The organism is Pseudomonas sp. NPDC088414 (assembly GCF_044753325.1).
Classification (GTDB): domain Bacteria; phylum Pseudomonadota; class Gammaproteobacteria; order Pseudomonadales; family Pseudomonadaceae; genus Aquipseudomonas.
The window spans coordinates 1-24,719 of the sequence record NZ_JBIVMY010000033.1 but is presented as its reverse complement, the minus strand read 5'-3'; the positions used below and the strand labels follow the sequence as shown (position 1 = coordinate 24,719).

Genomic DNA, 24,719 nt, shown 5'->3' with positions numbered 1-24,719 from the left:
AGTGCAGGGTTCTTACATGCCTTTAACCGCAAAGATCCCGTTGGCGTTGCGCCAGTAGCCTTTGTAGTCCATGCCGTAACCGAAGATGTAGCGGTCAATGCACGGCAGGCCGACGAAGTCTGCTTTCAGGTCAGGCCGCGCCTTGCGGTCGTGATCCTTGTCGATCAGCACGGCGGTGTGCACTTTGCGCGCGCCGGCGTGTTTGCAGAAGTCGATGATCGCGCCCAGCGTGTGACCTTCGTCGAGGATGTCGTCAATGATCAGCACGTCGCGGTCGATGAACGAGACTTCCGGCTTGGCTTTCCAGAACAGGTCGCCGCCGCTGGTTTCGTTGCGATAACGGGTCGCGTGCAAATAGGACGCTTCCAGCGGGAATTGCAGGTGAGTCAGCAGTTTTCCGGAGAAGATCAGCCCGCCGTTCATCACGCAGAACACCACCGGGTTGCTGTCGGCCAGTTGTTCGTTGATTTGTGCACCGACGCGGGCGATGGCGGCCTCGACTTCAGATTCGGTGTACAGGCAGTCAGCCTCTCGCATGATTTGACGGATATGCTCGAGATCAGCGGACATGGCGCTCTCCAGGGGGATGTTTTCGGAAAAGCGGGCAAAGGTACGCATCCCGTGAGGCCGAATCAAGCCTTAATGGACTAACGTACTCAATGTCCTATAGGACATCACCCTCGGATAGATTAATCTAGGCCGGTTTTTTTGCCCGCCGCCGGAGTTTTTCCATGCCCATCCTCGAGATCCGCCATCCGCTGATCCGCCATAAACTCGGCCTGATGCGCCGCGCCGATATCAGCACCAAGAATTTCCGTGAGCTTGCTCAGGAAGTCGGCGCCCTGTTGACCTATGAAGCTACAAAAGATTTGCCGCTCGAATCCTACGATATCGCCGGTTGGTGCGGCACGGTGTCGGTGGAGAAAATCGCCGGCAAGAAAATCACCGTCGTGCCGATCCTGCGCGCCGGTATCGGCATGCTCGAAGGCGTGCTGAGCCTGATCCCGGGTGCCAAGGTTTCCGCGGTAGGCGTTGCCCGCAACGAAGAAACCCTGCAAGCCCACACCTATCTGGAGAAACTGGTTCCCGAAATCGACGAACGGTTGGCGATGATCATCGACCCGATGCTCGCCACTGGCAGCTCCATGGTCGCGACCATCGATCTGCTGAAGAAAGCCGGTTGCAAGGACATCCGCGCGATGGTGCTGGTTGCCGCGCCGGAAGGCATTGCCGCTGTGGAACAGGCTCACCCGGACGTGACCATCTACACCGCGTCCATCGATGAGCGCCTGAACGAACACGGCTACATCATTCCTGGGCTTGGCGACGCCGGTGACAAGATCTTCGGTACCAAGCAGAAGGACGCGTGAGCATGCAGCAAGAGTTCAACGATCCGCTCTGGCGCACGGTGCTGTCCGGCGCCCAGATGCTGTTCGTGGCTTTCGGCGCTCTGGTGCTGATGCCGCTGATCACGGGCCTGGACCCGAACGTGGCACTGTTTACCGCGGGTTTAGGGACGATTCTGTTCCAGATCGTCACCGGGCGTCAGGTGCCGGTGTTTCTCGCGTCGAGCTTTGCCTTCATCACCCCGATCATTCTCGCCAAGGGCCAGTTCGGCCTCGCCGCGACCATGGGCGGCGTGATGGCGGCCGGTTTCGTCTACACCTTCCTCGGCCTCGCCGTGAAGATCAAAGGCACCGGTTTCATCGACCGTCTGCTGCCGCCGGTGGTGATTGGTCCGGTGATCATCTCCATCGGCCTGGCCATGGCGCCGATTGCCGCGAACATGGCGATGGGCAAGGCGGGTGACGGTTCCGAGCTGATCCACTACCAGACCGCGATGATGATCTCGATGCCGGCCCTGCTGACCACGTTGATCGTGGCCGTGTTCGGTAAAGGCATCTTCCGTCTGGTACCGATCATTTCCGGTGTACTGGTCGGTTTCGCCATGTCGTTCTATTTCGGCGTGGTCGATACCGCGAAAATTGCCGCTGCACCGTGGTTTGCGCTGCCGCACTTCACCGCGCCGGAGTTCAACTGGCAGGCGATCCTGTTCATCGTTCCGGTAGCGCTGGCTCCGGCCATCGAGCACATCGGCGGCGTGATCGCGGTGGGCAGCGTGACCGGTCGCGATTACCTGAAGAAACCAGGCCTGCATCGCACCCTGCTCGGTGACGGCATTGCTACCACGGCAGCCGGTCTGTTTGGCGGCCCGCCGAACACCACCTACGCCGAAGTGACCGGCGCGGTGATGCTGACCAAGAACTACAACCCGAAAATCATGACCTGGGCGGCGATCTTCGCCATCACCCTGGCGTTCATCGGCAAGTTCGGCGCGCTGCTGCAAAGCATTCCGGTGCCGGTGATGGGCGGGATTCTGTGTCTGTTGTTCGGTTCGATCGCGGCGGTGGGGATGAACACCCTGATCCGGCACAAGATCGACCTCGGCGAGGCGCGCAATCTGGTGATCGTTTCAGTGACCCTGGTGTTCGGTATCGGCGGTGTGCTGGTCGGCACCGGTACTGGTCCGGACGACTTCGGCCTCAAAGGCATCGCGCTGTGCGCGGTGGTGGCGATTGCGCTGAACCTGATCCTGCCGGGCAATGACAGCTGGAAGCACAAGAAGGCCGATGAGCCGCTGATTTGAAATCTGGCTCATTACCTGTGGCGAGGGAGCTTGCTCCCGCTTGACTGCGAAGCAGTCATAAACTCGGCGGATGCGGTTTCCTGTGAACCGCGTCCGCAGGGCTTGGGGCTGCATTGCAGCCAGCGGGAGCAAGCTCCCTCGCCACAACTGCTACAGCGCCAACGGCGCTCTCTCGCACAGGGTCGCCAACGCCTTCGCCCATTGCGGGTCGTCATTCAAGCACGGCACCAGCACCAACTCCTCGCCCCCTGCTTCGCGGAACTGTTCCTTGCCGCGATCACCGATTTCTTCCAAGGTTTCGATGCAATCGGCGACAAACGCCGGGCACATCACCAGAATCTTCTTCACCCCGCTTTGCGCCAGCTCGTCCAGCCGCGCTTCGGTGTAGGGTTCAATCCACTTCGCCCGCCCCAGACGCGACTGAAACGACACCGACCATTTACCATCGGCAATGCCCGCGCGCCTGGCGAACTCGGCGGCGGTGCGTATGCACTGGGCGCGGTAACAGGTGGCCAGGACTGCCGGCGAAGCGTTCTTGCAGCAATCCGCGTTTTTCAAACAGTGATTGCCGGTCGGATCGAGCTTGGTCAGGTGCCGCTCCGGCAAGCCATGGAAGCTCAACAGCAAGTGATCGTAGTCCTGCTGCAAATGCGGGGTAGCGCTGGCGACCAGCGCGTCGATGTACTCAGGCTGATCGTAAAACGGTTGCAGCACCGAGAGTTTTACATCGAGCTTCTTCTCGCGAATCACCCGCTTGGCTTCTTCGATCACCGTGGTCGTGGTGCTGTCGGCGAACTGTGGATAAAGCGGCGCCAGCGTGATGCGCTTGTGCCCCGCTGCGACCAGTTGCAGCAATTTGGTTTCAATCGACGGCTCGCCGTAACGCATGGCCAGTTCCACCGGGCCATGGGCCCACTGGCTGGTCATCTGTTGCTGCAGACGACGGCTGAGCACCACCAGCGGCGAGCCCTCCTCCCACCAGATCGAAGCGTAGGCATGGGCCGATTGCTCGGGGCGCTTGATCAGGATCAGCGACACTAACAGCCGCCGCACCGGCCACGGCAGGTCGATCACGTACGGGTCCATCAGAAATTGATTGAGGTAGCTGCGTACATCGGCCACCGAGGTGGAGGCCGGGGAACCCAGGTTGACCAGAAGCAAGGCGTGATCGGTCATGCATCGTCCTATTTCAAAGGCGGCCGGAGAGATCATCCAAAGCCGCGCGCAAATCCGTGAACTGGAAAGTGAAACCCGCTTCCAGCAAGCGTGCCGGCATGGCCCGTTGACCGCCCAGCAACAGCAATGACATTTCGCCAAGACCGACCTTCAGGGCCAGGGCCGGCATCGGCATGAACGCCGGGCGGTGCAATACGCTGCCCAGCGTCTTGGCAAACTCGCGATTGCGCACCGGTTTCGGTGCGCAGGCATTATAAGGACCGCTCGCCTGATCGCGGTGCAGAAGAAAATCAATCAGGGCGATTTGATCATCGATGTGAATCCACGGCATCCACTGCCGGCCATTGCCCAACGGCCCGCCTAGCCCGAGTTTGAACGGCAGCAACAGCCGCGACAAAAAGCCGCCCTCGGCCGACAGCACCAGCCCGGTGCGCACCAGCACCACACGGATGCTCTGAGCCTCGGCACGCTGCGCGGTTTCCTCCCAGGCGATGCACAACTGACTGGCAAAATCGTCGATCACTGGCGGCGACTCTTCGGTCAGCTCGCGTTCGCCGCCGTCGCCGTACCAGCCAACAGCCGAACCGGAGATCAACAACGCCGGTTTCTGCTGCCGTGTTTCCAGCCACGCCAGCAGGGTTTCGGTGAGGGTGATGCGGCTGCTCCACAGCAACGCCTTGCGCCGATGGGTCCATGGCCGATCCGCGATCGGCGCACCGGCCAGGTTGACCACCGCGTCCAGCGGCTCGTCGCCGAAGTCTTCGAGACGCGCAATCGCGCGCACCTGCGCGCCACAGATTTTCGCGACCTTTTCCGGGCGTCGACTCCACACCGTCAATTGATGGCCCTGCCCCGACCAGTGTCGGCAGAGCTGACGGCCTATCAAACCAGTACCGCCGGTCAGCAATATGTGCATGACATCTTCCTCGCGTGGCGTTTTACCCGGATCACTAGTCTATTTTTATAAGCAGGGATCTTTTCTATCGGGCAGGCTCTATTGTTTAACCATAGGCCAAGCTGTCAGAACGAGAACGCTAGAAGTTATACCAAAAAACAAAATTGTACAGGTTTCATTGACGGCGTAGTCTGTACAGAAAGGTAAACGAGGCCCCTATGACTGTACCTATCGCAATCATCGGCACCGGCATCGCCGGACTCTCCGCCGCGCAGGCGCTGACAGAGGCCGGACATACCGTCCAGCTGTTCGACAAAAGCCGCGGCAGTGGCGGGCGCATGTCGAGCAAACGCAGCGACGCCGGCTCTCTGGACATGGGCGCGCAATACTTCACCGCCCGCGACCGGCGTTTCGTCACCGAAGTGCAACGCTGGCAAAGCCTGGGCTGGGTCGCCGAGTGGACGCCGCAGCTCTACACCTTTCAGGGCGGGCAACTGAACCTGTCGCCGGACGAGCAGACCCGCTGGGTCGGCACGCCACGCATGAGCGCCATCACCCGGGGTTTGCTCGACGGTCTGGAAGTGCACTTCGCCTGCCGCATCACCGAGGTTTTTCGCGGTGAAGAACATTGGCACCTGCAGGATGCCGAAGGCTTCACCCACGGTCCCTTCAGCCATGTGGTGATTGCGACGCCAGCGCCGCAAGCCACGGCGTTGCTGGCCGCCGCACCGAAACTGGCCGGAGCGGCCGCCGGGGTGAAAATGGACCCGACCTGGGCCGTCGCCCTCGCCTTCGACACGCCCCTGGATACGCCGATCGAAGGCTGCTTCGTGCAGGACAGTCCCATCGACTGGCTGGCGCGCAACCGCAGCAAGCCGGGACGCGACACCACGTGCGACACCTGGGTGCTGCATGCCAGCAGCGCCTGGAGCCGGCAACACATCGACCTGTCCAAGGAAGCCGTCATCGAGCAACTGCACGGCGCATTCGCCGAACTGCTGCACAGCGCGATGCCCGCTCCGACCTTCAGCCTCGCCCACCGCTGGCTCTACGCCCGCCCTGCGACCGGCCACGAATGGGGCACGCTGGCCGACGCCGATTTGGGCTTGTACGCCTGCGGCGACTGGTGCCTGTCGGGGCGTGTCGAAGGGGCCTGGCTCAGTGGCCAGGAAGCTGCACGCCGTTTGCACGAACACCTGCAATGAATCGCATCAATCCGCAGAAACTGCTGCTGTCGAAGTGGACAGCAGCCCACCCGCAAAACCGCGAAAAACATTTTCTGGTGACCGAGCTGTTCCGTGATGAGGAAGGCACGGTGCTGGAGATCGAGTTGCAGGCGGTGCTGACCAAGCGCGCCGCACGCCTCGATTGGCAGACGCTGAAGAACAACGATCACTGGCTACTGGGCTGGAAATAAACACCCTGTAGGAGTGAGCCTGCTCGCGATGGCGTAGTATCAGTCAACATCAACGCGGCCGACATATCGCAATCGCGAGCAGGCTCACTCCCACAGGGGATTGGGGGAACCCGCAAAAACTTATACAAATGATTTGACTTGTACACGCATGAATCTATGCTGAGGAAAAGTTGTACAGAGATAACTGTCTGTACAGGAATAGATTCGAGGTGCGCATGTCCGACCTTTCTGCTTCCCGGCCCAAAATCGCCATCAGCGCCTGCCTGATGGGCGCTGAAGTGCGCTACAACGGCGGACACAAGGAATCACGGCTGTGCAGCCGCACCCTTGCCGAGCATTTCGAATTCGTCCCGGTGTGCCCCGAAGTCGCCATTGGCCTGGGCATCCCCCGTGAACCGATCCGCCTGGTCGGCGATCCCGATGCTCCTGAAGCTATCGGTACGGTCAATCCGCACATCAATGTCACCGAACCGCTGGCCGCCTACGGCCAGAGAATGGCCGGCGAGCTCGATGATATCTGCGGCTATATCTTCATGCAGCAGTCGCCTTCGTGCGGTCTGGAGCGGGTCAAGGTCTATCACGCCAACGGCGCGCCGGTGAACGGTGGTGGCCGTGGCATCTATGCCCAGGCGTTCTGCGCGCAGCACCCTGACCTGCCGGTGGAAGAAGCCGGGCGCCTGAACGATCCGGTGCTGCGGGAAAACTTCATCACCCGCGTGCTTGCCTACAGCGCCTGGCAACAGGTGCTCGAACAAGGCTTGAGCCGCCGCGCACTGACCGAATTCCACTCGCGCTACAAATACCTGCTGATGGCGCACAACCCGGAGCAATACAAAGCCCTGGGCAAACTGCTGGGCAACATGGGCAAGACCGATCCGGTCGACCTCGGCCCGCACTATTTCAGCGAGTTGATGAGCGCGTTGAAAAAATGCGCCACCCGCCGCACCCACAGCAATGTCCTGCAGCACATCAGCGGCTACCTCAAACAGGCAATCAGCCCTGAAGACAAACAGGAAATGCAGCATGTGATCGGCCAGTACCGCCACGGCATCGTGCCGCTGGTGGTGCCGTTGACCTTGCTCAAACACCACTTTCGCCAACACCCGGATCCCTACATTGCGCAGCAGGTTTACCTGCAGCCGCATCCGGAAAACCTCAGCCTGCGAAACGCCATTTGATGAACGACAAACTCGACACCAGCGCCCAGGAAGACCTGGGTGCCGACTTCAAGAAAGCCCTCGACGAAGGCTGGCTGCCGATCCGTGAAGTAGCGCGGCAGACCGGCGTCAACGCCATCACCCTGCGCGCCTGGGAGCGCCGATACGGGTTGATCGTGCCGCAACGCACGCCCAAGGGCCATCGCCTGTATTCCAGCGAACATGTGCAACGAATCCTGACCATCCTGACCTGGCTCAACCGCGGCGTGGCGGTCAGTCAGGTCAAGCCGCTTCTCGACACTCCGCAAGCCTTTACCGAGACGGTGGAAAACGACTGGCAGCGCCAGCGCCAGGTGTTGCTCGACGCCGTCACCCGCCTCAACGAACGCAGCCTCGACGACAGCATCAATCAGGCCATGGCGCTGTATCCGCCGCGCACCCTGTGCGAGCAATTGCTGCTGCCGCTGCTGGCCGAACTCGAGCAGCGCTGGCAAGGCCAGTTCGGTGCGCAGATGGAGCGCGGGTTCTTTTATTCGTGGTTACGCAGCAAATTCGGCGCGCGCATCTACCATAACAATCGACAGTTACACACCGCGCCGCTGCTGTTGATCAATCACTCCGACCTGCCACTGGAACCGCACCTGTGGCTATGCGCGTGGCTGATCAGCAGTGCCGACTGCCCGGTGCAAGTGTTCGACTGGCCGCTACCGGCCGGAGAACTGGCGCTGGCGGTCGATCACCTGCAAGCGCGCGGCGTGCTGCTGTATTCCAGCAAGGCGATGAATCTGGCGCAGCTGCCAAAACTGCTGAATGGCGTCAGTGTTCCCAAACTGCTGGTCGGACCAACGGTATGCATCCACCAGACCGAGTTGTCCGTAAGAACTCTTGAGATTGCTGATTTGATCCTGGCCGCAGACCCGCTCTCGGCGCATCAGGAACTGGTTCAGCGTGGGCTGATTTAATGGAAACCGCGATGCAATTGATCTGGCTGCGCAGCGACTTGCGCCAACATGACAACACCGCTCTCGCGGCCGCCGCAGCGCGCGGTCCGACGGTTGCCGTGTATCTGTTGAGCCCGCAGCAATGGCTGGAACATGACGACGCCGCGTGCAAGGTCGACTTCTGGCTGCGCAACCTGCGTGAATTGAGTGCCAGCCTCGGCGCATTGAACATCCCGTTGCTGCTGCGTACCGCCGACCATTGGGATCAGGCTCCGGCGGTGCTGCTTGAGCTTTGTCGGCAACTGAACATCGAGGCCGTGCACGTCAACGAAGAATACGGCGTTGACGAAAGCCGTCGCGATGCCGCAGTGGCCGTGGCCCTGAAGAGCAAAGGCATCGCTTTCCACAGCTATCTTGATCAACTGCTGTTCAAGCCCGGTACGGTACTGACCAAAACCGAAACCTACTTTCAGGTGTTCAGTCAGTTCCGCAAGGTCTGCTATGAACGCCTGCACCGCTCGATGCCAGCGCTGGTAAAAGCGCCCGGCAAGCAAGCGAAGCTGACTATCGGCAGCGATACGGTGCCGGCATCCGTCGAAGGTTTTGCAACACCTGGCGAGACATTGCGCGCCCTGTGGCCGGCTGGTGAACAGGAAGCCCGGCGTCGCCTTGACACCTTCGCCGACGAGCAGATCGATTACTACCAGAGCGAACGCGACTTCCCGGCCAAACCCAGCACCAGTCAACTCTCGGCCTATCTGGCCGCCGGAGTGATCTCGCCACGCCAATGCCTGCAGGCGGCCCTGCAAAGCAATCAGGGCGAGTTCGACAGCGGCAAGGTCGGCGCGGTGACTTGGATCAACGAGCTGCTGTGGCGCGAGTTCTACAAACACATTCTGGTGGGCTACCCACGGGTTTCGCGCCACCGCGCGTTTCGCCCGGAAACCGAAGCCCTGGCCTGGCGGGATGCACCGGACGATCTGGCGGCCTGGCAAGAGGCGCGCACCGGTTTGCCGATCATCGATGCAGCCGTGCGCCAACTGCTGGAAACCGGCTGGATGCACAACCGGCTGCGGATGATTGTGGCGATGTTCCTGACCAAAAACCTGCTGATCGACTGGCGTGAAGGCGAACGCTTTTTCATGCGTCACCTGATCGACGGTGATCTGGCGGCGAACAACGGTGGCTGGCAATGGAGCTCCTCGACCGGCACCGATTCGGCGCCGTACTTCCGCATTTTCAATCCGTTGAGCCAATCGGAAAAATTCGACAGCGAAGGCCTGTTCATCAAGCACTGGTTGCCTGAACTGGCCGGCCTGAACAAGAAGGAAGTGCACAACCCGGCCAGTGCCGGCGGGCTGTTCGGCGTGGCGGATTATCCGGCGCCAATCGTCAACCTGGGGGCTTCGCGCGAACGGGCGCTGGCGGCCTTCAAGAACCTGCCGTCGCGCTCGTCTATCGGAGAGGCTCATGAGTGAATTCCTGCGCCGCTTCGCCCAGCAGTTTGCCGGGTTGGATAAAGACAACTTGCAACGCCTGAGCGGGCTGTACAGCGATGACATTCACTTCACCGATCCGCTGCATGAAGTGCAGGGGCTGGCGCAACTGCGAGATTACTTCAGCGAGCTGTACGCCAACGTCAGCGAACTGCGCTTCGATTTCCACGGCTTCGACCAGATCGGTGACGGTGAAGGTTACCTGCGCTGGGTCATGAGTTATCGCCACCCGCATCTGGCTGGCGGTCGTTTGATTCGCGTCGCCGGGTGTTCGCACCTGCTCTGGCGCGACAAGGTTTATCGCCACCGGGATTACTTCGATGCCGGGGCCATGCTGTATGAACATTTACCCGTATTGGGCCGGGTGATCGCCTGGCTGAAAAGGAGAATGGGATGAGTCGTACAACTCCACGGCGTTATTGGCTGACCGGTGCCAGCAGTGGCATCGGCGCTGCTCTGGCGGAAAACATTCTGAAAAGCGGCGCGCATCTGGCTGTCAGTTCGCGTCAGGTGGCACCGCTCAAGGTGCTTTCGCAACGTTATCCGGGGCAAGTGCTGGTGGTCGCGGGCGACCTGACCGACAGTCAGACCGTGCGCGAAATCGGCCAGCAGATCGAACAGGCCTGGGGTTCGCTCGACAGCGTGATCCTCAATGCCGGCACCTGCGAGTACGTCGACGCGCGCCAGTTCGATGCCTCGATCATCGAACACGTGGTGCGCACCAACCTGCTCGCCAGCAGCTACTGCATCGAAGCCGCCCTGCCATTGCTGCGCAAAGGTACCGCGCCGCATCTGATCGGCATGGCCAGCTCCGTGACCTACCTGCCGCTGCCCCGGGCCGAGGCCTATGGCGCGTCGAAAGCCGGGCTGCGTTACCTGTTTGAATCGCTGCGCATCGATCTGGCGGACGAGGGCATCGAAGTCACCATCATCAGCCCGGGTTTTGTCGAAACCCCGCTGACCGCGAAAAACGATTTCCCGATGCCGTTAAGCTGGCCTGTGGATAAAGCGGCGCGGCACATCTTCGCCAAGCTCAAGGATCGTCCGCTGGAGATCGCCTTTCCCGCACTGTTCATGGCGGCGCTGTGGCCACTGTCCAAGCTGCCGGCGCGCCTGCAACTGGCGATCGGCAAGCGCATGGTGCGCAGCAACCCACCGCTGCGAGACCCGGTATGAAGATTGCCATTGTCGGCAGCGGGATCGCCGGCCTGACCTGCGCCCACCTGCTCAATCGCCGACACGACATCACGCTGTTCGAGGCCAGCGACTGGGTCGGCGGCCACACGCACACCGTGCAGGTGACCGTCGATGGCCGCGAATACGCGGTGGACACTGGGTTCATCGTGTTCAACGACTGGACCTATCCGAATTTCATTCGCTTGCTCGGCCAGCTCGGCGTGTCGTTCAAACCGACGCAAATGAGCTTCTCAGTCACCGACCCGGACACCGGCCTGGAATACAACGGCAACAACCTCAACAGTCTGTTCGCCCAGCGCAGCAATCTGCTGTCACCGGGATTCTGGGGCATGTTGCGCGACATTCTGCGCTTCAATAAAGAAGCCCAGCGCGACCTCGCCGAACAACGCATTGCCGCCGATACCACGCTCGACGATTACCTCAAGGCCGGCGGTTATGGCGAACGTTTCATCCTGCATTACATCGTGCCGATGGGCTCGGCGATCTGGTCGATGCCGATGGCCGAAATGCTCAATTTTCCGCTGCAATTCTTTGTCCGCTTCTTCAAGAATCATGGACTGTTGTCAGTCAGTGATCGCCCGCAATGGCAGGTGATCGAGGGCGGTTCAAGTGCCTATGTCGCGCCGCTGACGGCCGCCTTCCAGGACAAGATTCGCCTCAGTTGTCCGGTGACGCGCATCGATCGCGACGAACACGGCGTAGTTATCCACAGCGCCGCCGGCATCGAGCGTTTCGACAAAGTCGTGCTTGCCTGCCACAGCGACCAGGCCCTGCAATTGCTCGGCACGCCAAGCCAGGCGGAACGCTCGATCCTCGGCGCCCTGCCCTATGCCGATAACGAAGTCGTGCTGCATACCGATACCCGTCTGCTGCCAACCCGCAAACTGGCGTGGGCCAGCTGGAACTATCGCTTGAGCGGCGCCGGCCATACGCACGCGGCCGTGACTTACGACATGAACATCCTGCAGGGCATTCAGAGCGACACCACTTTCTGCGTCAGCCTCAATCAAAGCGCCGGCATCAGCCCGTTCAAGGTGCTTGCCCGATACACCTACGCCCACCCGCAATTCAGTCTCGCGGCCGTGGCGGCGCAGAACCGCTGGGCCGAACTCGACGGTCAGCAGCACACCCACTACTGCGGCGCCTATTGGGCCAACGGCTTTCATGAGGACGGTGTGGTCAGCGCCCTGCGCGTGGCCGCCACCTTCGGGGAAAGCTTATGAACAGCGCCCTGTACAGCGGCTGGATCGGCCATCGGCGCTTTTCGCCCAGACGCCACGAATTCCGCTACCGGATCGGTCTGCTGTACCTCGATCTGGCGGAACAGGACGCCGTGCTCGGTCTGTCGCCGCTCGCCAGTCGCAGCCGCTTTGCGCCGTTTTCGTTTCGCGAAACCGACTACCTGAAAACCTTCACCGGCAGCGGCATGCGCCTGATCGATGCGGTGCGCCAGCAAGTCGGCGTCGCCATCGGCCATCAACCGCAGGGTTCGATCTGCCTGCTGACCCAACCGCGCAGTTGGGGTCTGGCGTTCAATCCGGTGAGCGTCTTTTATTGCCACGAGGCCGACGGGCAACTGGCGGCGATTCTCTGCGAAGTCACCAACACGCCGTGGCGCGAACGTTATCACTACGTGCTGCCGGCCCGGCCCCCGACCAACCTGCAAGACTTTCACCAGCACTTCGCCGTGGCCAAGGCGTTTCATGTCTCGCCGTTTTTGCCGCGCGATCTCGAGTACCGCATGAGTTTCAGCCCGGCCGCGCAAACCCTCGGCGTGCACATGGCCGACTGGCAGGGTGAGCACAAGCTGTTCGACGCCACGCTCAATCTGCAGCGCGACCCCCTCGACCGCCACAGCCTGCACCGCTACTTGCGACGTTTTCCGTGGATGACCGCGAAAACCTGCCTGGCGATTTATTGGCAAGCCGTGCGCCTGTTGCTCAAGCGTGCCCCGATTTTTGCCCATCAGGCTGCCGACGGCAGCTTTCAGATCGCCACTGTGCCTCCCAAGGAACACCGCCATGAAATCCTCTAGCCTGTCGGTCAGTCGCCTCAGCACCAACGGTTTGACCGGTTCGCTGCTGCGTCGCGGCGTTTTGCGGCAACTCAGTCAGCTCAAACACGGGCAGTTGCTGGTGGTCGAGGATGGCGAACGCCTGATGTTCGGCACGCCGGGCAGCCACCTGCTCGGCGAAATCCATGTGCAGGACGCGGCGGTGTGGGGCATGGTCGCCGGCAACGGATCGATTGGCGCCGGCGAAGCGTTTATCCACGGTTACTGGAGTTCACCGGACCTGACGGCGGTCGTGCGCGTGTTCGTCAGCAACCTCGACGTGCTCGACGCCATGGAGCGCGGTCTGGCCCGCCTCAGCCGGCCGCTGGTGCAAGGCCTGCACTGGCTCAACCGCAACACGCGCAAAGGTTCGCAGAAAAACATCGCGGCGCACTATGACCTTGGCAATGACCTGTTCGAACAGTTTCTCGACCCGACCATGATGTATTCGGCGGCGCAGTTCCTCAGTCCCGAAGACAGCCTGGAACAGGCCCAACTGAACAAGCTGGAACGGATCTGCCAGAAGCTCGCGCTCAAACCCGAGGATCATCTGCTGGAGATCGGCACCGGTTGGGGCAGCATGGCGCTCTACGCCGCGCAGCACTACGGCTGCCGCGTCACCACCACGACGCTGTCGAAAGAGCAGTACGCGTTTACCGCCAAACGCATTGAGACACTGGGGTTGCAGGATCGGGTGACCCTGCTGCTCAAGGACTACCGCGACCTCACCGGCGAGTACGACAAACTGGTGTCGATCGAGATGATCGAAGCGGTCGGCCATCGCTTCCTGCCGACCTACTTCAAACAGTGCGCGCACCTGCTCAAGAACAATGGCCTGATGCTGTTGCAGGCAATCACTATCCGCGAACAACGTTACGAGCAGGCCAGGCGCGGCGTCGACTTCATCCAGCGCTACATCTTCCCCGGCGGCGCCCTGCCCAGCGTGCAGAAAATGCTCGAAGTGGTCAGCCGCGAGACCGACATGAACCTGCTGCACATGGAAGACTTCGGCCTGCACTACGCCCGCACCCTGCGCCTATGGCAGGAAAACTTTCGCCGCGCCCATGGCCGCTTGAGCGAGTTGGGTTACGACGATTATTTCCTCAGGCTGTGGGAGTTTTACCTGTGCTACTGCGAAGGCGGGTTCCTCGAGCGCACTATCGGCACCGCGCAACTGCTGCTGGCCAAACCGGCCGCGATGCCCGCGCCGTTGCTCGGACGCTTCGATGCTTGAGCGGCTGACCAACGCCGTGTTGTTCCAGGTCGGCTGGCTGGCTTGTGTGCTCGGCGGCAACAGTCTGTGGTTGCTGCTGGCCCTGGTGGTGCTGGTGATCCATCTGGGCTGGATCAGCAGCTGGGCGGCGGAAGGCCGTTTGATCCTCAGCGTGGTGATTGTCGGTACGGCGGTGGACAGCGTGTTGCGCGCAGCGGGAGTTTTTGATTTTCAGGATCCGGCGCCGCTGATTCCGCTGTGGCTGATGCTGCTCTGGGCCTTGCTCGCCACCACGTTGCGTCACTGCCTGCAATGGAGCGCCCGACCATGGTGGCTGGCCAGCGTGCTCGGCGCGGTGGGTGGCGCCCTATCCTATTACGGCGGTGGACGTTTGGCCGGAGTGCAATTTCCCTACGGTGAACTGCCGACCCTGATCGGCATCGGCCTGCTCTGGGCGCTGCTGTTTCCGTTGCTGCATGCGATGGCTCGGCGACTGGCGCACTGAGCGTCTGTCAGGCCTTTCACACAGCAACCGGCGGCTGCCTTACACTGCGCCCCATGAAAACCATTCCCCACCAGCAAATCACCGAGCCAGCGGTCACCTGTTCGACCTGCGCAGCGTGCTGTTGCCAGCTCGAAGTGATGCTGATCACCGACACCGGCGTGCCCGAACGCTTTATCGATACCGATGAGTGGGGAGGTGAAGTGATGCTGCGTCTGGACGACGGCTGGTGCGCGGCGCTGGATCGCGACAGCATGATGTGCACGATCTACGAGAAACGCCCGCTGATCTGTCGCGAATTCGAGATGGGTGCACCGGAGTGCATTGAAGAGCGCAAAGGGATTGCCACTGCTTACTGCTGATTAGAAGCAAAAAGATCGCAGCCTGCGGCAGCTCCTACAGGGGATTGGGTTTGCTGTAGGAGCTGCCGCAGGCTGCGATCTTTTGATTTTGCTTACAGCGGCATCGTGTAATGCAGCGCGTAGCTTTCTACACCGTCGTTGCTGCTGGCCAGGCCGGCGTTGGAATAGTGCGTTGCACGAATCCCCACTTCATGCCCGCCATTGAAGCGCAGACCAAAACCGATACGGTCTTCGAACTGGAAAGAACCGCCGATGTTGTTGCTTTCATACTTGGTGTTGGAGAACGCTGCGACACCAATGCCCGCCTCAACATACGGCTTGACCGACTGACCGGCAAACTCGTAAACGAATACCGGGGAGAACGACAGGCTGTTGTTGCTGGAAGTCTTGTCACCCTCCCAGTAAGTGTAAGCGCCGCTCCAGTAACCGGTCACGCGACCGACATCACTTTGCAGCCAGCTCTGGTCCCAATCGAAATTCATGCCCAGGCGATAGGTCATGGTCGAATCGCTGGTCGCACCCACTGCAAACTCAACGCCTGCGGCTTGTGCGGTAATATTTTGCCCCATCAGTGCGGCCGCAATCGCGGCCAAGCAGAATAGTCGCTTCACGTTGAAACTTCCTTTTCCGGAACGATCGTTTGGTTTTCTAGATAACTCATCGCTATAGAAGCTAGCGCGTGATTAGAAGTTCAGCTGTTTTTTTAGTTATTTCACACTTTTTTTACAAGCTGAATTTTTCGACGTCGCCGGCAACTTGGCCCAGCAGGGGCAGGGTCTTGCGGAAGAACGCGGGATCGCCAGTGGTCCAGAATCTGACCGGGCGGTTCGCCGCCTCGGCGAGCAGATCACGTTCGGCCAGCAACCGTTGCAGTTGCCGCGCTACCGCCGCGCCGGTGTCGATCAGGCTGATGCTGTCGGGAATCATCGTCTTGAGCAGCGGCTTGAGAAACGGATAGTGAGTGCAGCCGAGAATGATCGTGTCGCAACCGTTGGCCAGCAGCGGCTCGACGTAATGCTGAAGCAGGTTGCGCAACTCGACGCTGTGCAGATCACCGCTTTCAATCAGTTCCACCAGACCGGGGCAAGGCTGGGTGATGACGCGAACGTCAGCGGCGAAGCGGTCGAGCAACGCGGCGAACTTGGCACTCTGCAGCGTGCCGGTGGTGGCGAGTACGCCGACCACGCCGCTGCGGGTCGCGGCAGCAGCCGGTTTGACCGCCGGTTCCATGCCGACAATCGGCCATTCGGGGAAATCCCGGCGCAGATCGGCAACAGCGGCCACCGTCGCCGTGTTGCAGGCGATCACCAGCGCCTTGGCGCCCTGCTCGCGGAAAAATCCGGCCATCACGTTGCAGCGCTGGCGGATGAACTCCGGGGTTTTCTCGCCGTAGGGAATGTGCCCGCAATCGGCGAAGTACAGCAGCGACTCATGGGGCAGCAAACGCTGGATTTCAGCCAGTACCGACAAACCGCCGACACCGGAATCGAACACCGCGATCGGCGCCTCACGCATGCTGCGAACCACAGACGCTGCAACCCGGATCGCGCTTGACCCGCAGTTCACGAAAGCGCGAACCCAGGGCATCGATCAACAGCAAACGCCCCACCAGCGGCTCACCAAAACCGACCAGCACCTTCAACGCTTCAAGCGCCTGCAGGCTGCCGACCAGCCCCACGAGCGGCCCGACCACACCGGCCTCGCTGCACGTCAGTTCGGCCTCGCTGCCATGCCCGTACAGGCAGTGGTAGCACGGACTTTCCGGGCGGCGCGGGTCGAATACCGACAACTGCCCTTCCAGACGAATCGCCGCGCCGCTGACCAATGGCTTGCGCGCGGCCACGCACGCGGCGTTGACTGCTTCGCGGGTGGAGAAATTGTCGGAACAGTCGAGCACCAGATCCACCGCAGCCACCGCGGCGGCCAGGGAATCCTCGTCCAGCGCCTGACGATGAGGCACCAGTTGAATCTCGGGATTGATCGCGCCCAGACGCTTGAGCGCCGAGTCGACCTTGCTCATGCCGACGCTGTCGGTGTCATGAATGATCTGGCGCTGCAGGTTGGTCAGGTCAACCGTATCGAAATCCGCCAGATGCAACTCACCGACACCCGCCGCCGCCAGATACAGCGCGACGGGCGCACCGAGACCGCCGAGGCCGACGATCAGCACGCGGCTGTCTTTCAGCTTCAATTGCCCATCGATATCGATGTGTTGCAGCAGAATCTGCCGGCTATAGCGCAGCAATTCCTGATCATTCAGCACGGCAGGCGCCCCAGGCTGATCCGTTGATGACCGCCCAGATCGGTGCGGCTGTGAACTTCTTCGAAACCGCGAGTGAGCAGCAGATCACGCACGGCCTCGGCTTGATCATAGCCGTGTTCGAGCATCAGCCAGCCGCCGGCTTCCAGATGATCCGGGGCCTGGGCGACGATCAGCCGCAGATCGTCAAGCCCATCGACACCGGCCACCAGCGCACTGGCCGGTTCGAAGCGCACGTCACCCTCGACCAGATGCGGGTCGGCGGCGGCGATATACGGCGGGTTGCTGATGATCAGATTGAAGCGCTGCCCTTCAAGGGCGCTGAACCAGTGGCTGCTCAACACCGTTGCGTTATTAAGGTTCAAGCGCTGGCGGTTGCGTTCAGCCAGGGCCACGGCTTCCAGCACGCGATCCACTGCCGTGACTTTCCACGCCGGACGCTCGCTGGCCAGGGCCAACGCAATTGCGCCGCTGCCGGTGCCCAGATCGAGCACTTTGGCCGGCATTGCCGCCAACAGCTCCAGCGCGGCCTCGACCAGCAACTCGGTGTCCGGGCGCGGGATCAGCGTGTGCGGCGCCACTTCCAGATCGAGCTTCCAGAACCCCTGCTGACCGAGAATATAGGCCACCGGCTCACCGCCGCGACGCCGTTGCAGGTACTCGGTAAAAATCAGCACCGCTTCGCTGGGTACGATGCGCTCGGGCCAGGTGTGCAGGAAGCTGCGCGGTTTGCCCAGTGCCGCAGCCAGGAGCAATTCGGCATCCAGACGCGCGGTGGGCGAGTCCGGCAGTTCGGCGGCGCGCAACAGACTGGCAATGATGGTCATTTATTCACCTATCGCTGCAAGCTGGTCGGCCTGGTATTCGGCCAGCAAAGGCTCGATCACCGCTTCAACGCCACCGGCGAGGATTTCATCGAGGGAGTACAGGGTCAGGTTGACGCGATGGTCAGTGACCCGGCCCTGGGCAAAGTTGTACGTGCGAATGCGCTCGGAACGGTCACCGGAACCGACCAGCAATTTACGCTCGCTGGCGATGGCATTCGCTGCCGCTGCGGTTTGCTGATCGTTGAGCTTGGCCGACAGCCAGGCCATCGCCCGGGCACGGTTCTTGTGCTGGGAACGTTCTTCCTGACACTCGACGACGGTGCCGGTCGGTATGTGCGTGATGCGGATCGCCGAGTCGGTGGTGTTGACGTGCTGACCACCGGCCCCGGAGGAACGGTAAGTGTCGACACGCAGATCCGCCGGGTTGATCTCGATGGCTTCGCGCTCGTCCGGCTCGGGCAACACCGCCACGGTGCAGGCCGAGGTGTGGATACGGCCCTGGGATTCGGTGGCCGGTACGCGCTGTACGCGGTGCGCGCCGGACTCGAATTTCAGCTTGCCGTAAACGTTGTCGCCTTCAATGCGCGCGATGACTTCTTTATAGCCACCGTGCTCGCCTTCGTTTTCCGAAAGGATCTCCACACGCCAGCCACGTCGTTCGGCGTAACGCGAGTACATGCGAAACAGATCGCCGGAGAAGATCGCCGCCTCGTCGCCACCGGTACCGGCGCGAATTTCGAGAAAGACGTTACGCCCGTCATTGGGATCCTTGGGCAGCAACATGCGCTGCAAATCATCTTCCAGCCTGATCAGCAATTCCTTGGCTTCGCGGACTTCTTCCACGGCCATTTCACGCATGTCCGGGTCGCTGTCCTTGAGCAGGGCCTGAGCGCCTTCAAGATCGCTTTGTACGCTGAGCAGCTTTTTATAGCCCTGTACCACCGGCTCGAGTTCGGCGTATTCCTTGGAGTAGGCGCGGAATTTGGCCTGATCGGCAATGACTTCGCCGTCGCCGAGCAGCGCGGTCAGTTCCTCGAAACGGTCCTGGAGGGTGTCCAGCTTATTGAGCAGTGACGCTTTCATTGCGGTTTTTTATCCGAAAAACTATCCGGTGAGCCCTCGAGGGCAAAGAGTTCCTGGGCCATGGCCAGCGCATCGAGGCGGCCTTCGGCAGAAAGCTTTTTCAATTGCACGCTGGGCGCATGCAACAGTTTATTGGTCAGGCCACGGGCCAGCTGCCCGAGCACGTCTTCGGCGTTGCCGCCGTTGGCCAGCAGGCGCAGGGCTTTTTGCAACTCCTCGTCGCGCAGGCGTTCGCTTTGTTGCCGATAGGCCTTGAGCACATCGACCGCCGCCAGCTCGCGCAGGCGCACCATGAAATCGTCGGCGCCGACCGAGACCATCTCTTCCGCCGCCTGGGCTGCGCCCTGACGACTCTTGAGGTTCTCGGCGACCACTTCGTGCAGATCGTCGACGCTGTACAGATAAACGTCGTCGAGCTCGCCGACTTCCGGCTCGATGTCGCGCGGTACGGCGATGTCGACCATGAAGATCGGCTTGTGCTTGCGCTGCTTCAGCGCGCTTTCCACCGCGCCCTTGCCGAGGATCGGCAGCTGGCTGGCGGTCGAACTGATCACGATGTCGCTGCGCACAAGTTCCGCCGGAATGTCCGAGAGCAGCACCGCATGCGCACCGAACTGCTCGGCCAGCAGACTGGCACGTTCCAGCGTACGGTTGGCAACTACGATGCGCTTGACCCCCAGCTCATGCAAATGGCGGGCGACCAGAGTGATGGTCTCGCCGGCACCGATCAGCAGGGCCTGGCTACGTTGCAGGTCGCTGAAAATCTGTTTGGCCAGACTGACCGCGGCAAACGCCACGGACACCGGGTTTTCGCCGATGGCGGTGTCGGTACGCACTTGCTTGGCGGCATTGAATGTCGCTTGAAACAGCCGCCCCAGCAGCGGGCCGATGGTCCCGGCCTCACGCGCCACGGCGTAGGCCGATTTCATCTGGCCGAGAATCTGCGGTTCGCCCAGCACCAGCGAGTCGAGTCCGGAGGCGACGCGCATCATGTGACGAACTGCCGCATCATCTTCATGCACATAAGCACTCGCGCGCAGCTCATCGAGGCTTAAATGGTGATAATCGGCCAGCCAGCGCAGCACCAGATCAGCGGAAACCTGATCCTGTTCTATATAAAGCTCACTGCGATTGCAGGTGGAGAGGATCGCAGCTTCGCGGCTGTCGGTGAGTCGGCAGAGCTGCTGCAAGGCCTCAACCAGCTGCTCAGGGGTAAAGGCCACGCGCTCGCGGACGTCTACTGAAGCAGTCTTGTGGTTAATACCGAGTGCAAGGAAGGCCATTCAAGGTCGCTGATGGTGACGTGAAGCCGGCAATTGTCCTACTTCGTCAGATTCAGAACAACTATTGGATATCTATCGCCCTTATTGTATCCACATCGTGCTGCGATCCATTCTCGTTCATGTACACACAACCCTTGTAGGAGCTGCCGCAGGCTGCGATCTTTTGATTTTGCTTCGGATTCAAAAAAACAGGATCAAAAGATCGCAGCCTGCGGCAGCTCCTACAGGGGAGCAGCGTAAATTGCCTGAGCGGTTATGTTTGACCGAAGGCTTGTGTCATGATGATCCGACCGCAGGTTAGTCGTCCTTCTCTTATATGAATAGATCTTCCGCGTTGCTCCTTGCTTTTGTCTTCCTCAGCGGCTGCCAGGCCATGGCACCCGTTTCGCCGGACGGTACCCCGCCGGTCGAAGACACCGCGTCCACGCCTGAAAAACCCAAGGTTTACAGCTCGTTCAGCGAGGAAACCGTTTTCAGCCTGCTGAGCGCCGAACTCGCCGGCCAGCGCAATCGTTTCGACATTGCCCTGGATAACTACGTGACCCAGGCGATCAACACCCAGGATCCGGGCGTTTCCGAGCGCGCGTTCCGCATCGCCGAATACCTCGGTGCCGACCAGCCTGCGCTGGACACCGCACTGATCTGGGCAAAAAACGCCCCTGACGACCTCGAAGCGCAACGCGCCGCCGCCGTACAACTGGCCCGCGCCGGGCGTTACGACGACTCCATGGTCTATATGGAGAAAGTCCTGCAAGGCAAGGGTGACACCCATTTCGACTTCCTCGCCCTGTCGGCGGCCGATACCGATCAGGAAACCCGCAACGGCCTGATGAAAAGTTTCGACCGTCTGCTGCAGCGCCACCCGAAGAACAGCCAGCTGATTTTCGGCAAGGCCCTGCTGCTGCAACAGGACGGCGACAATAAGGCCGCCCTGACCCTGCTCGAAGACAACCCGCCGGAAGAAGGCGAGATTGCTCCGATCCTGCTGCGCGCGCGTCTGCTGCAAACCCTGAATCGTGGCGACGAAGCCCTGCCGCTGTTGCAGAAAAGCATCAAGAAATACCCGGACGACAAGCGTCTGCGCCTGACTTATGCGCGCACGCTGGTCGAACAGGACCGCATGGACGACGCCAAGGTCGAGTTCTCCACCCTGGTTCAGCAATATCCGGAAGACGACGAACTGCGTTATTCGCTGGCATTGGTGTGCCTGGAAGCCAAGGCCTGGGACGAGGCCAAGGGTTATCTGGAAGACCTGATCGCTCGTGAAAGCCATGTCGACTCGGCGCACCTGAACCTCGGCCGCATCGCTGAAGAGCGCAACGACCCGCAGGGCGCGCTGATCGAATACGCCCAGGTCGGCCCGGGCAACGATTATCTGCCGGCGCAACTGCGTCAGGCCGATATTCTGATGAACAACGGCAAGACCGCCGAAGCCCAGAGCAAACTGGCGGCCGAGCGCGATGCCCAGCCGGATTACGCGATCCAGCTGTACCTGATCGAATCCGAAACCCTGTCGGCCAACAAGCAGGACGACAAGGCCTGGAAAACGCTGGATAAAGCCTTGCAGCAATACCCGGACGATCTGAATCTGCTCTACACCCGGGCCATGCTTGCGGAAAAACGCAATGATCTGGCACAGATGGAAAAAGACCTGCGCCTGATCATCAAGCGCGACCCGGACAACGCCATGGCGCTCAATGCGCTGGGCTACACCCTGTCCGATCGCACCACCCGCTACGCTGAAGCCAAGGCGCTGATCGAACAGGCGCACCAGATCAACCCGGAAGACCCGGCGGTACTCGACAGCCTCGGCTGGGTGAATTTCCGCATGGGCAATCTGGACGACGCCGAGAAATATCTGCGTCAGGCGCTTGAGCGTTTCCCGGACCACGAAGTCGCCGCGCACCTGGGCGAAGTTCTGTGGGTCAAGGGCAACCAGCGCGAAGCCAAACAGGTCTGGGGCAAGTACCTCAAAGATCAGCCCGACAGCACCATCCTGCGCAGCACCATCAAGCGCCTGACCGGATCCGAGACTCTTTAACTCATGTTTTTGCGCCACGTTATTGTTTTCAGCTTCATCGCCCTGCTCGCCGGTTGCGCGGGTTTCGGCGCTCGCGAATCGGTCGAGGGCCACGGCAGTCCGGCTCAGTGGGCCGCGAACAAACAACAGCTGGCCGGCCTCGACGGCTGGCAGATCGACGGCAAGATCGGCATTCGCGCACCGAAAGATTCCGGCAGCGGCACGCTGTTCTGGCTGCAACGCCAGGACTACTACGACATTCGCCTGTCCGGCCCGCTGGGTCGTGGCGCGGCACGTCTGACCGGGCGCCCGGGCAAGGTCTCGCTGGAAGTCGCCAATCAGGGTCGCTATGACTCCGAGTCGCCGGAAGCGCTGCTCGAAGAGCAACTCGGCTGGAAATTGCCGGTATCGAATCTGGCCTGGTGGGTCCGTGGCCTGCCGGCACCCAGCAGCAAGAGCCGCCTGACCCTGGATAACGACAGTCGCCTGGCCAATCTGGAACAGGACGGCTGGAAGGTCGAGTACCTCAGCTACGCCGAGCAAAACGGTTACTGGCTGCCCGAGCGAATCAAGCTGCACGGCACCGATCTGGACGTGACGCTGGTGATCAAGACCTGGCAACCGCGTAAATTGGGGCAATAAAGCATGACCGCTCCACGTTTGACGCTGCCCTCGCCGGCCAAGCTCAACCTGATGCTGCACATTCTCGGTCGCCGGGCAGACGGCTATCACGAACTGCAGACGTTGTTTCAGTTTGTCGATTACGGCGACGAAATCACCTTCGCCGTGCGCGATGACGGCGTGATTCAGTTGCACACCGAATTCGCCGGCGTGCCCCACGACAGCAACCTGATCGTGCGCGCAGCGAAAATGCTGCAGCAACAGTCCGGCTGCACACTCGGTATCGACATCTGGATCGACAAGGTGCTGCCCATGGGCGGCGGCATCGGTGGCGGCAGCTCCAACGCGGCGACCACCCTGCTCGGCCTCAATCACTTGTGGCAACTGGGCTGGGATGAAGATCGCCTCGCCGCGCTGGGGCTGGCGCTTGGCGCTGACGTGCCGGTTTTCGTCCGTGGCCATGCGGCATTTGCCGAAGGCGTGGGCGAGAAACTGACCCCGGTCGACCCCGAAGAACCGTGGTATCTGGTGCTCGTGCCGCAAGTCTCTGTTAGTACGGCAGAAATTTTTTCCGATCCTTTGTTGACACGTAACACGCCGCCCATTAAAGTGCGCCCCGTTCCCGAGGGAAACAGTCGAAATGACTGCTTGCCGGTGGTTGCAAGGCGTTATCCAGCGGTACGTAACGCATTGGATTTGTTAGGTAAATTTACCGAAGCAAAACTCACCGGAACTGGAAGTTGTGTGTTTGGGGGCTTCCCAAGCAAAGCTGAAGCTGATAAAGTCTCGGCCCTTCTGACAGAGACCCTTACAGGGTTTGTAGCAAAAGGAAGCAACATTTCGATGTTGCATCGCAAGCTGCAAAGTCTGCTCTAAAAGGAATCAAGTGCCAGGCACTTGAAGCAACAGATACAGGGGCGTCGCCAAGCGGTAAGGCAGCAGGTTTTGATCCTGCCATGCGTTGGTTCGAATCCAGCCGCCCCTGCCATTTTCTATACTCATCCAGGTTACCCTCAGCCTCTAGGTACTGCGCGTGTCCAAGATGATGGTCTTTACGGGGAATGCTAACCCCGATCTGGCTCGGCGTGTTGTACGTCAGCTGCATATCCCTCTCGGTGACATCTCTGTCGGCAAGTTCTCCGACGGCGAAATTACTGCCGAGATCAATGAAAACGTTCGCGGTAAAGACGTTTTCATTATTCAGCCGACTTGCGCTCCGACCAACGATAACCTGATGGAACTGGTAGTGATGGCTGATGCCTTCCGCCGCTCCTCGGCTACTCGTATTACTGCTGTTATTCCTTATTTTGGTTATGCCCGTCAGGATCGCCGTCCGCGTTCCGCACGTGTGGCTATCAGCGCGAAAGTCGTTGCTGACATGCTTACCGTAGTCGGCATCGACCGTGTTCTCACGGTTGATCTGCATGCTGACCAGATTCAGGGCTTCTTCGATATTCCGGTAGATAACATCTACGGCTCCCCGGTTCTGGTGGATGACATTGAAGATCAGCGCTTCGAAAACCTGATGATCGTGTCCCCGGACATCGGTGGCGTCGTGCGTGCACGGGC

The 24,719-nt window shown here is 60.7% G+C and carries 27 protein-coding genes and 1 tRNA gene; 19 read left to right on the top strand and 9 right to left on the bottom strand.

Annotated features, from left to right (window positions below; translation table 11 throughout):
- Positions 1-12: 12 nt before the first annotated feature.
- Positions 13-570 (bottom strand): hypoxanthine-guanine phosphoribosyltransferase, encoded by a 558-nt coding sequence (locus ACIP8I_RS22390; RefSeq protein ID WP_016987197.1) that lies wholly within the window; start codon positions 568-570, stop codon positions 13-15.
- Between the two features lie 161 nt (positions 571-731).
- On the opposite strand from ACIP8I_RS22390, the gene upp reads away from it, so the two are divergent.
- Complete coding sequence (gene upp, locus ACIP8I_RS22385) at positions 732-1,370, top strand: uracil phosphoribosyltransferase (RefSeq protein WP_003228118.1); 639 nt, start codon at positions 732-734, stop codon at positions 1,368-1,370.
- A gap of 2 nt (positions 1,371-1,372) precedes the next feature.
- Complete coding sequence (locus ACIP8I_RS22380) at positions 1,373-2,647, top strand: uracil-xanthine permease family protein (RefSeq protein ID WP_007951684.1); 1,275 nt, start codon at positions 1,373-1,375, stop codon at positions 2,645-2,647.
- A 150-nt stretch (positions 2,648-2,797) separates the two neighbouring features.
- Here the strand turns inward: ACIP8I_RS22380 and hemH are convergent, their stop codons facing one another.
- The gene (hemH, locus tag ACIP8I_RS22375) at positions 2,798-3,823 is read right to left on the bottom strand and encodes a ferrochelatase (RefSeq protein ID WP_400764029.1); all 1,026 of its coding nucleotides are present in this window, start codon (positions 3,821-3,823) and stop codon (positions 2,798-2,800) included.
- 13 nt (positions 3,824-3,836) lie between these two features.
- A complete protein-coding gene (locus tag ACIP8I_RS22370; protein ID WP_400764027.1) occupies positions 3,837-4,739 on the bottom strand; it encodes a TIGR01777 family oxidoreductase in 903 nt (300 codons plus the stop codon).
- A gap of 197 nt (positions 4,740-4,936) precedes the next feature.
- Between ACIP8I_RS22370 and ACIP8I_RS22365 the strand changes: the two genes are divergently transcribed.
- The 12 genes from ACIP8I_RS22365 to ACIP8I_RS22310 all read left to right on the top strand — a co-directional run bounded on the left by ACIP8I_RS22365 (position 4,937) and on the right by ACIP8I_RS22310 (position 15,056).
- On the top strand, positions 4,937-5,923 hold the full coding sequence (locus ACIP8I_RS22365) for an NAD(P)/FAD-dependent oxidoreductase (RefSeq protein ID WP_007967686.1): 987 nt from the start codon (positions 4,937-4,939) through the stop codon (positions 5,921-5,923).
- Positions 5,920-6,135, top strand: coding sequence for a TIGR02450 family Trp-rich protein (locus ACIP8I_RS22360; RefSeq protein ID WP_367085700.1), 216 nt, complete (start codon positions 5,920-5,922; stop codon positions 6,133-6,135). The genes ACIP8I_RS22365 and ACIP8I_RS22360 overlap by 4 nt, the downstream gene beginning before the upstream one ends.
- Positions 6,136-6,350: 215 nt before the next feature.
- On the top strand, positions 6,351-7,313 hold the full coding sequence (locus ACIP8I_RS22355; RefSeq protein WP_400764025.1) for a YbgA family protein: 963 nt from the start codon (positions 6,351-6,353) through the stop codon (positions 7,311-7,313).
- Positions 7,313-8,254 (top strand): MerR family transcriptional regulator, encoded by a 942-nt coding sequence (locus ACIP8I_RS22350; RefSeq protein ID WP_400764023.1) that lies wholly within the window; start codon positions 7,313-7,315, stop codon positions 8,252-8,254. Before ACIP8I_RS22355 ends, ACIP8I_RS22350 begins: the two co-directional genes overlap by 1 nt.
- 11 nt (positions 8,255-8,265) lie before the next feature.
- Positions 8,266-9,711: a deoxyribodipyrimidine photo-lyase gene (gene phrB, locus ACIP8I_RS22345; protein WP_400764021.1), complete on the top strand. Its 1,446-nt coding sequence runs from the start codon at positions 8,266-8,268 to the stop codon at positions 9,709-9,711.
- Positions 9,704-10,126 (top strand): nuclear transport factor 2 family protein, encoded by a 423-nt coding sequence (locus ACIP8I_RS22340; RefSeq protein WP_400764019.1) that lies wholly within the window; start codon positions 9,704-9,706, stop codon positions 10,124-10,126. The genes phrB and ACIP8I_RS22340 overlap by 8 nt, the downstream gene beginning before the upstream one ends.
- Positions 10,123-10,905 carry an SDR family NAD(P)-dependent oxidoreductase gene (locus ACIP8I_RS22335; RefSeq protein ID WP_400764017.1) on the top strand — a complete coding sequence of 261 codons (783 nt, stop codon included), beginning with the start codon at positions 10,123-10,125 and terminating at the stop codon, positions 10,903-10,905. Before ACIP8I_RS22340 ends, ACIP8I_RS22335 begins: the two co-directional genes overlap by 4 nt.
- On the top strand, positions 10,902-12,149 hold the full coding sequence (locus ACIP8I_RS22330) for an NAD(P)/FAD-dependent oxidoreductase (protein ID WP_400764015.1): 1,248 nt from the start codon (positions 10,902-10,904) through the stop codon (positions 12,147-12,149). Before ACIP8I_RS22335 ends, ACIP8I_RS22330 begins: the two co-directional genes overlap by 4 nt.
- A complete protein-coding gene (locus ACIP8I_RS22325) occupies positions 12,146-12,961 on the top strand; it encodes a DUF1365 domain-containing protein (protein WP_400764013.1) in 816 nt (271 codons plus the stop codon). The genes ACIP8I_RS22330 and ACIP8I_RS22325 overlap by 4 nt, the downstream gene beginning before the upstream one ends.
- Positions 12,948-14,213 (top strand): class I SAM-dependent methyltransferase, encoded by a 1,266-nt coding sequence (locus ACIP8I_RS22320; RefSeq protein ID WP_400764011.1) that lies wholly within the window; start codon positions 12,948-12,950, stop codon positions 14,211-14,213. The genes ACIP8I_RS22325 and ACIP8I_RS22320 overlap by 14 nt, the downstream gene beginning before the upstream one ends.
- Positions 14,206-14,697: a DUF2878 domain-containing protein gene (locus ACIP8I_RS22315; protein ID WP_400764010.1), complete on the top strand. Its 492-nt coding sequence runs from the start codon at positions 14,206-14,208 to the stop codon at positions 14,695-14,697. Before ACIP8I_RS22320 ends, ACIP8I_RS22315 begins: the two co-directional genes overlap by 8 nt.
- 53 nt (positions 14,698-14,750) lie before the next feature.
- The gene (locus tag ACIP8I_RS22310) at positions 14,751-15,056 is read left to right on the top strand and encodes a YkgJ family cysteine cluster protein (RefSeq protein ID WP_400764008.1); all 306 of its coding nucleotides are present in this window, start codon (positions 14,751-14,753) and stop codon (positions 15,054-15,056) included.
- Between the two features lie 92 nt (positions 15,057-15,148).
- Here ACIP8I_RS22310 and ACIP8I_RS22305 read toward each other — a convergent pair whose 3' ends face one another.
- The 6 genes from ACIP8I_RS22305 to hemA all read right to left on the bottom strand — a co-directional run bounded on the left by ACIP8I_RS22305 (position 15,149) and on the right by hemA (position 20,509).
- Positions 15,149-15,667 carry an acyloxyacyl hydrolase gene (locus ACIP8I_RS22305; RefSeq protein ID WP_400764005.1) on the bottom strand — a complete coding sequence of 173 codons (519 nt, stop codon included), beginning with the start codon at positions 15,665-15,667 and terminating at the stop codon, positions 15,149-15,151.
- 112 nt (positions 15,668-15,779) lie between these two features.
- Positions 15,780-16,571, bottom strand: a complete 792-nt coding sequence (gene murI, locus ACIP8I_RS22300) for a glutamate racemase (RefSeq protein WP_400764003.1) — start codon at positions 16,569-16,571, stop codon at positions 15,780-15,782.
- A complete protein-coding gene (locus ACIP8I_RS22295) occupies positions 16,564-17,319 on the bottom strand; it encodes a molybdopterin-synthase adenylyltransferase MoeB (RefSeq protein WP_400764001.1) in 756 nt (251 codons plus the stop codon). Before ACIP8I_RS22295 ends, murI begins: the two co-directional genes overlap by 8 nt.
- The gene (gene prmC, locus ACIP8I_RS22290; protein ID WP_400763998.1) at positions 17,313-18,143 is read right to left on the bottom strand and encodes a peptide chain release factor N(5)-glutamine methyltransferase; all 831 of its coding nucleotides are present in this window, start codon (positions 18,141-18,143) and stop codon (positions 17,313-17,315) included. The genes ACIP8I_RS22295 and prmC overlap by 7 nt, the downstream gene beginning before the upstream one ends.
- The gene (prfA, locus tag ACIP8I_RS22285; protein WP_400763995.1) at positions 18,144-19,226 is read right to left on the bottom strand and encodes a peptide chain release factor 1; all 1,083 of its coding nucleotides are present in this window, start codon (positions 19,224-19,226) and stop codon (positions 18,144-18,146) included.
- The gene (hemA, locus tag ACIP8I_RS22280) at positions 19,223-20,509 is read right to left on the bottom strand and encodes a glutamyl-tRNA reductase (RefSeq protein WP_027612235.1); all 1,287 of its coding nucleotides are present in this window, start codon (positions 20,507-20,509) and stop codon (positions 19,223-19,225) included. The genes prfA and hemA overlap by 4 nt, the downstream gene beginning before the upstream one ends.
- Positions 20,510-20,825: 316 nt before the next feature.
- On the opposite strand from hemA, the gene ACIP8I_RS22275 reads away from it, so the two are divergent.
- From ACIP8I_RS22275 to ACIP8I_RS22255, 5 genes are all read left to right on the top strand, one after another.
- A complete protein-coding gene (locus ACIP8I_RS22275; RefSeq protein ID WP_400763992.1) occupies positions 20,826-22,550 on the top strand; it encodes a tetratricopeptide repeat protein in 1,725 nt (574 codons plus the stop codon).
- Positions 22,551-22,553: 3 nt separating this feature from the next.
- Positions 22,554-23,171 carry a lipoprotein insertase outer membrane protein LolB gene (gene lolB, locus ACIP8I_RS22270; RefSeq protein WP_027612237.1) on the top strand — a complete coding sequence of 206 codons (618 nt, stop codon included), beginning with the start codon at positions 22,554-22,556 and terminating at the stop codon, positions 23,169-23,171.
- Between the two features lie 3 nt (positions 23,172-23,174).
- Entirely contained in the window at positions 23,175-24,026 is an 852-nt protein-coding gene (gene ispE / locus ACIP8I_RS22265) for a 4-(cytidine 5'-diphospho)-2-C-methyl-D-erythritol kinase (RefSeq protein ID WP_400763989.1), read from the top strand.
- A gap of 37 nt (positions 24,027-24,063) precedes the next feature.
- Positions 24,064-24,138, top strand: a tRNA-Gln gene (locus ACIP8I_RS22260).
- Between the two features lie 45 nt (positions 24,139-24,183).
- Positions 24,184-24,719: ribose-phosphate diphosphokinase (locus ACIP8I_RS22255; RefSeq protein ID WP_400763987.1), on the top strand; the 536-nt coding region annotated here is incomplete at its 3' end.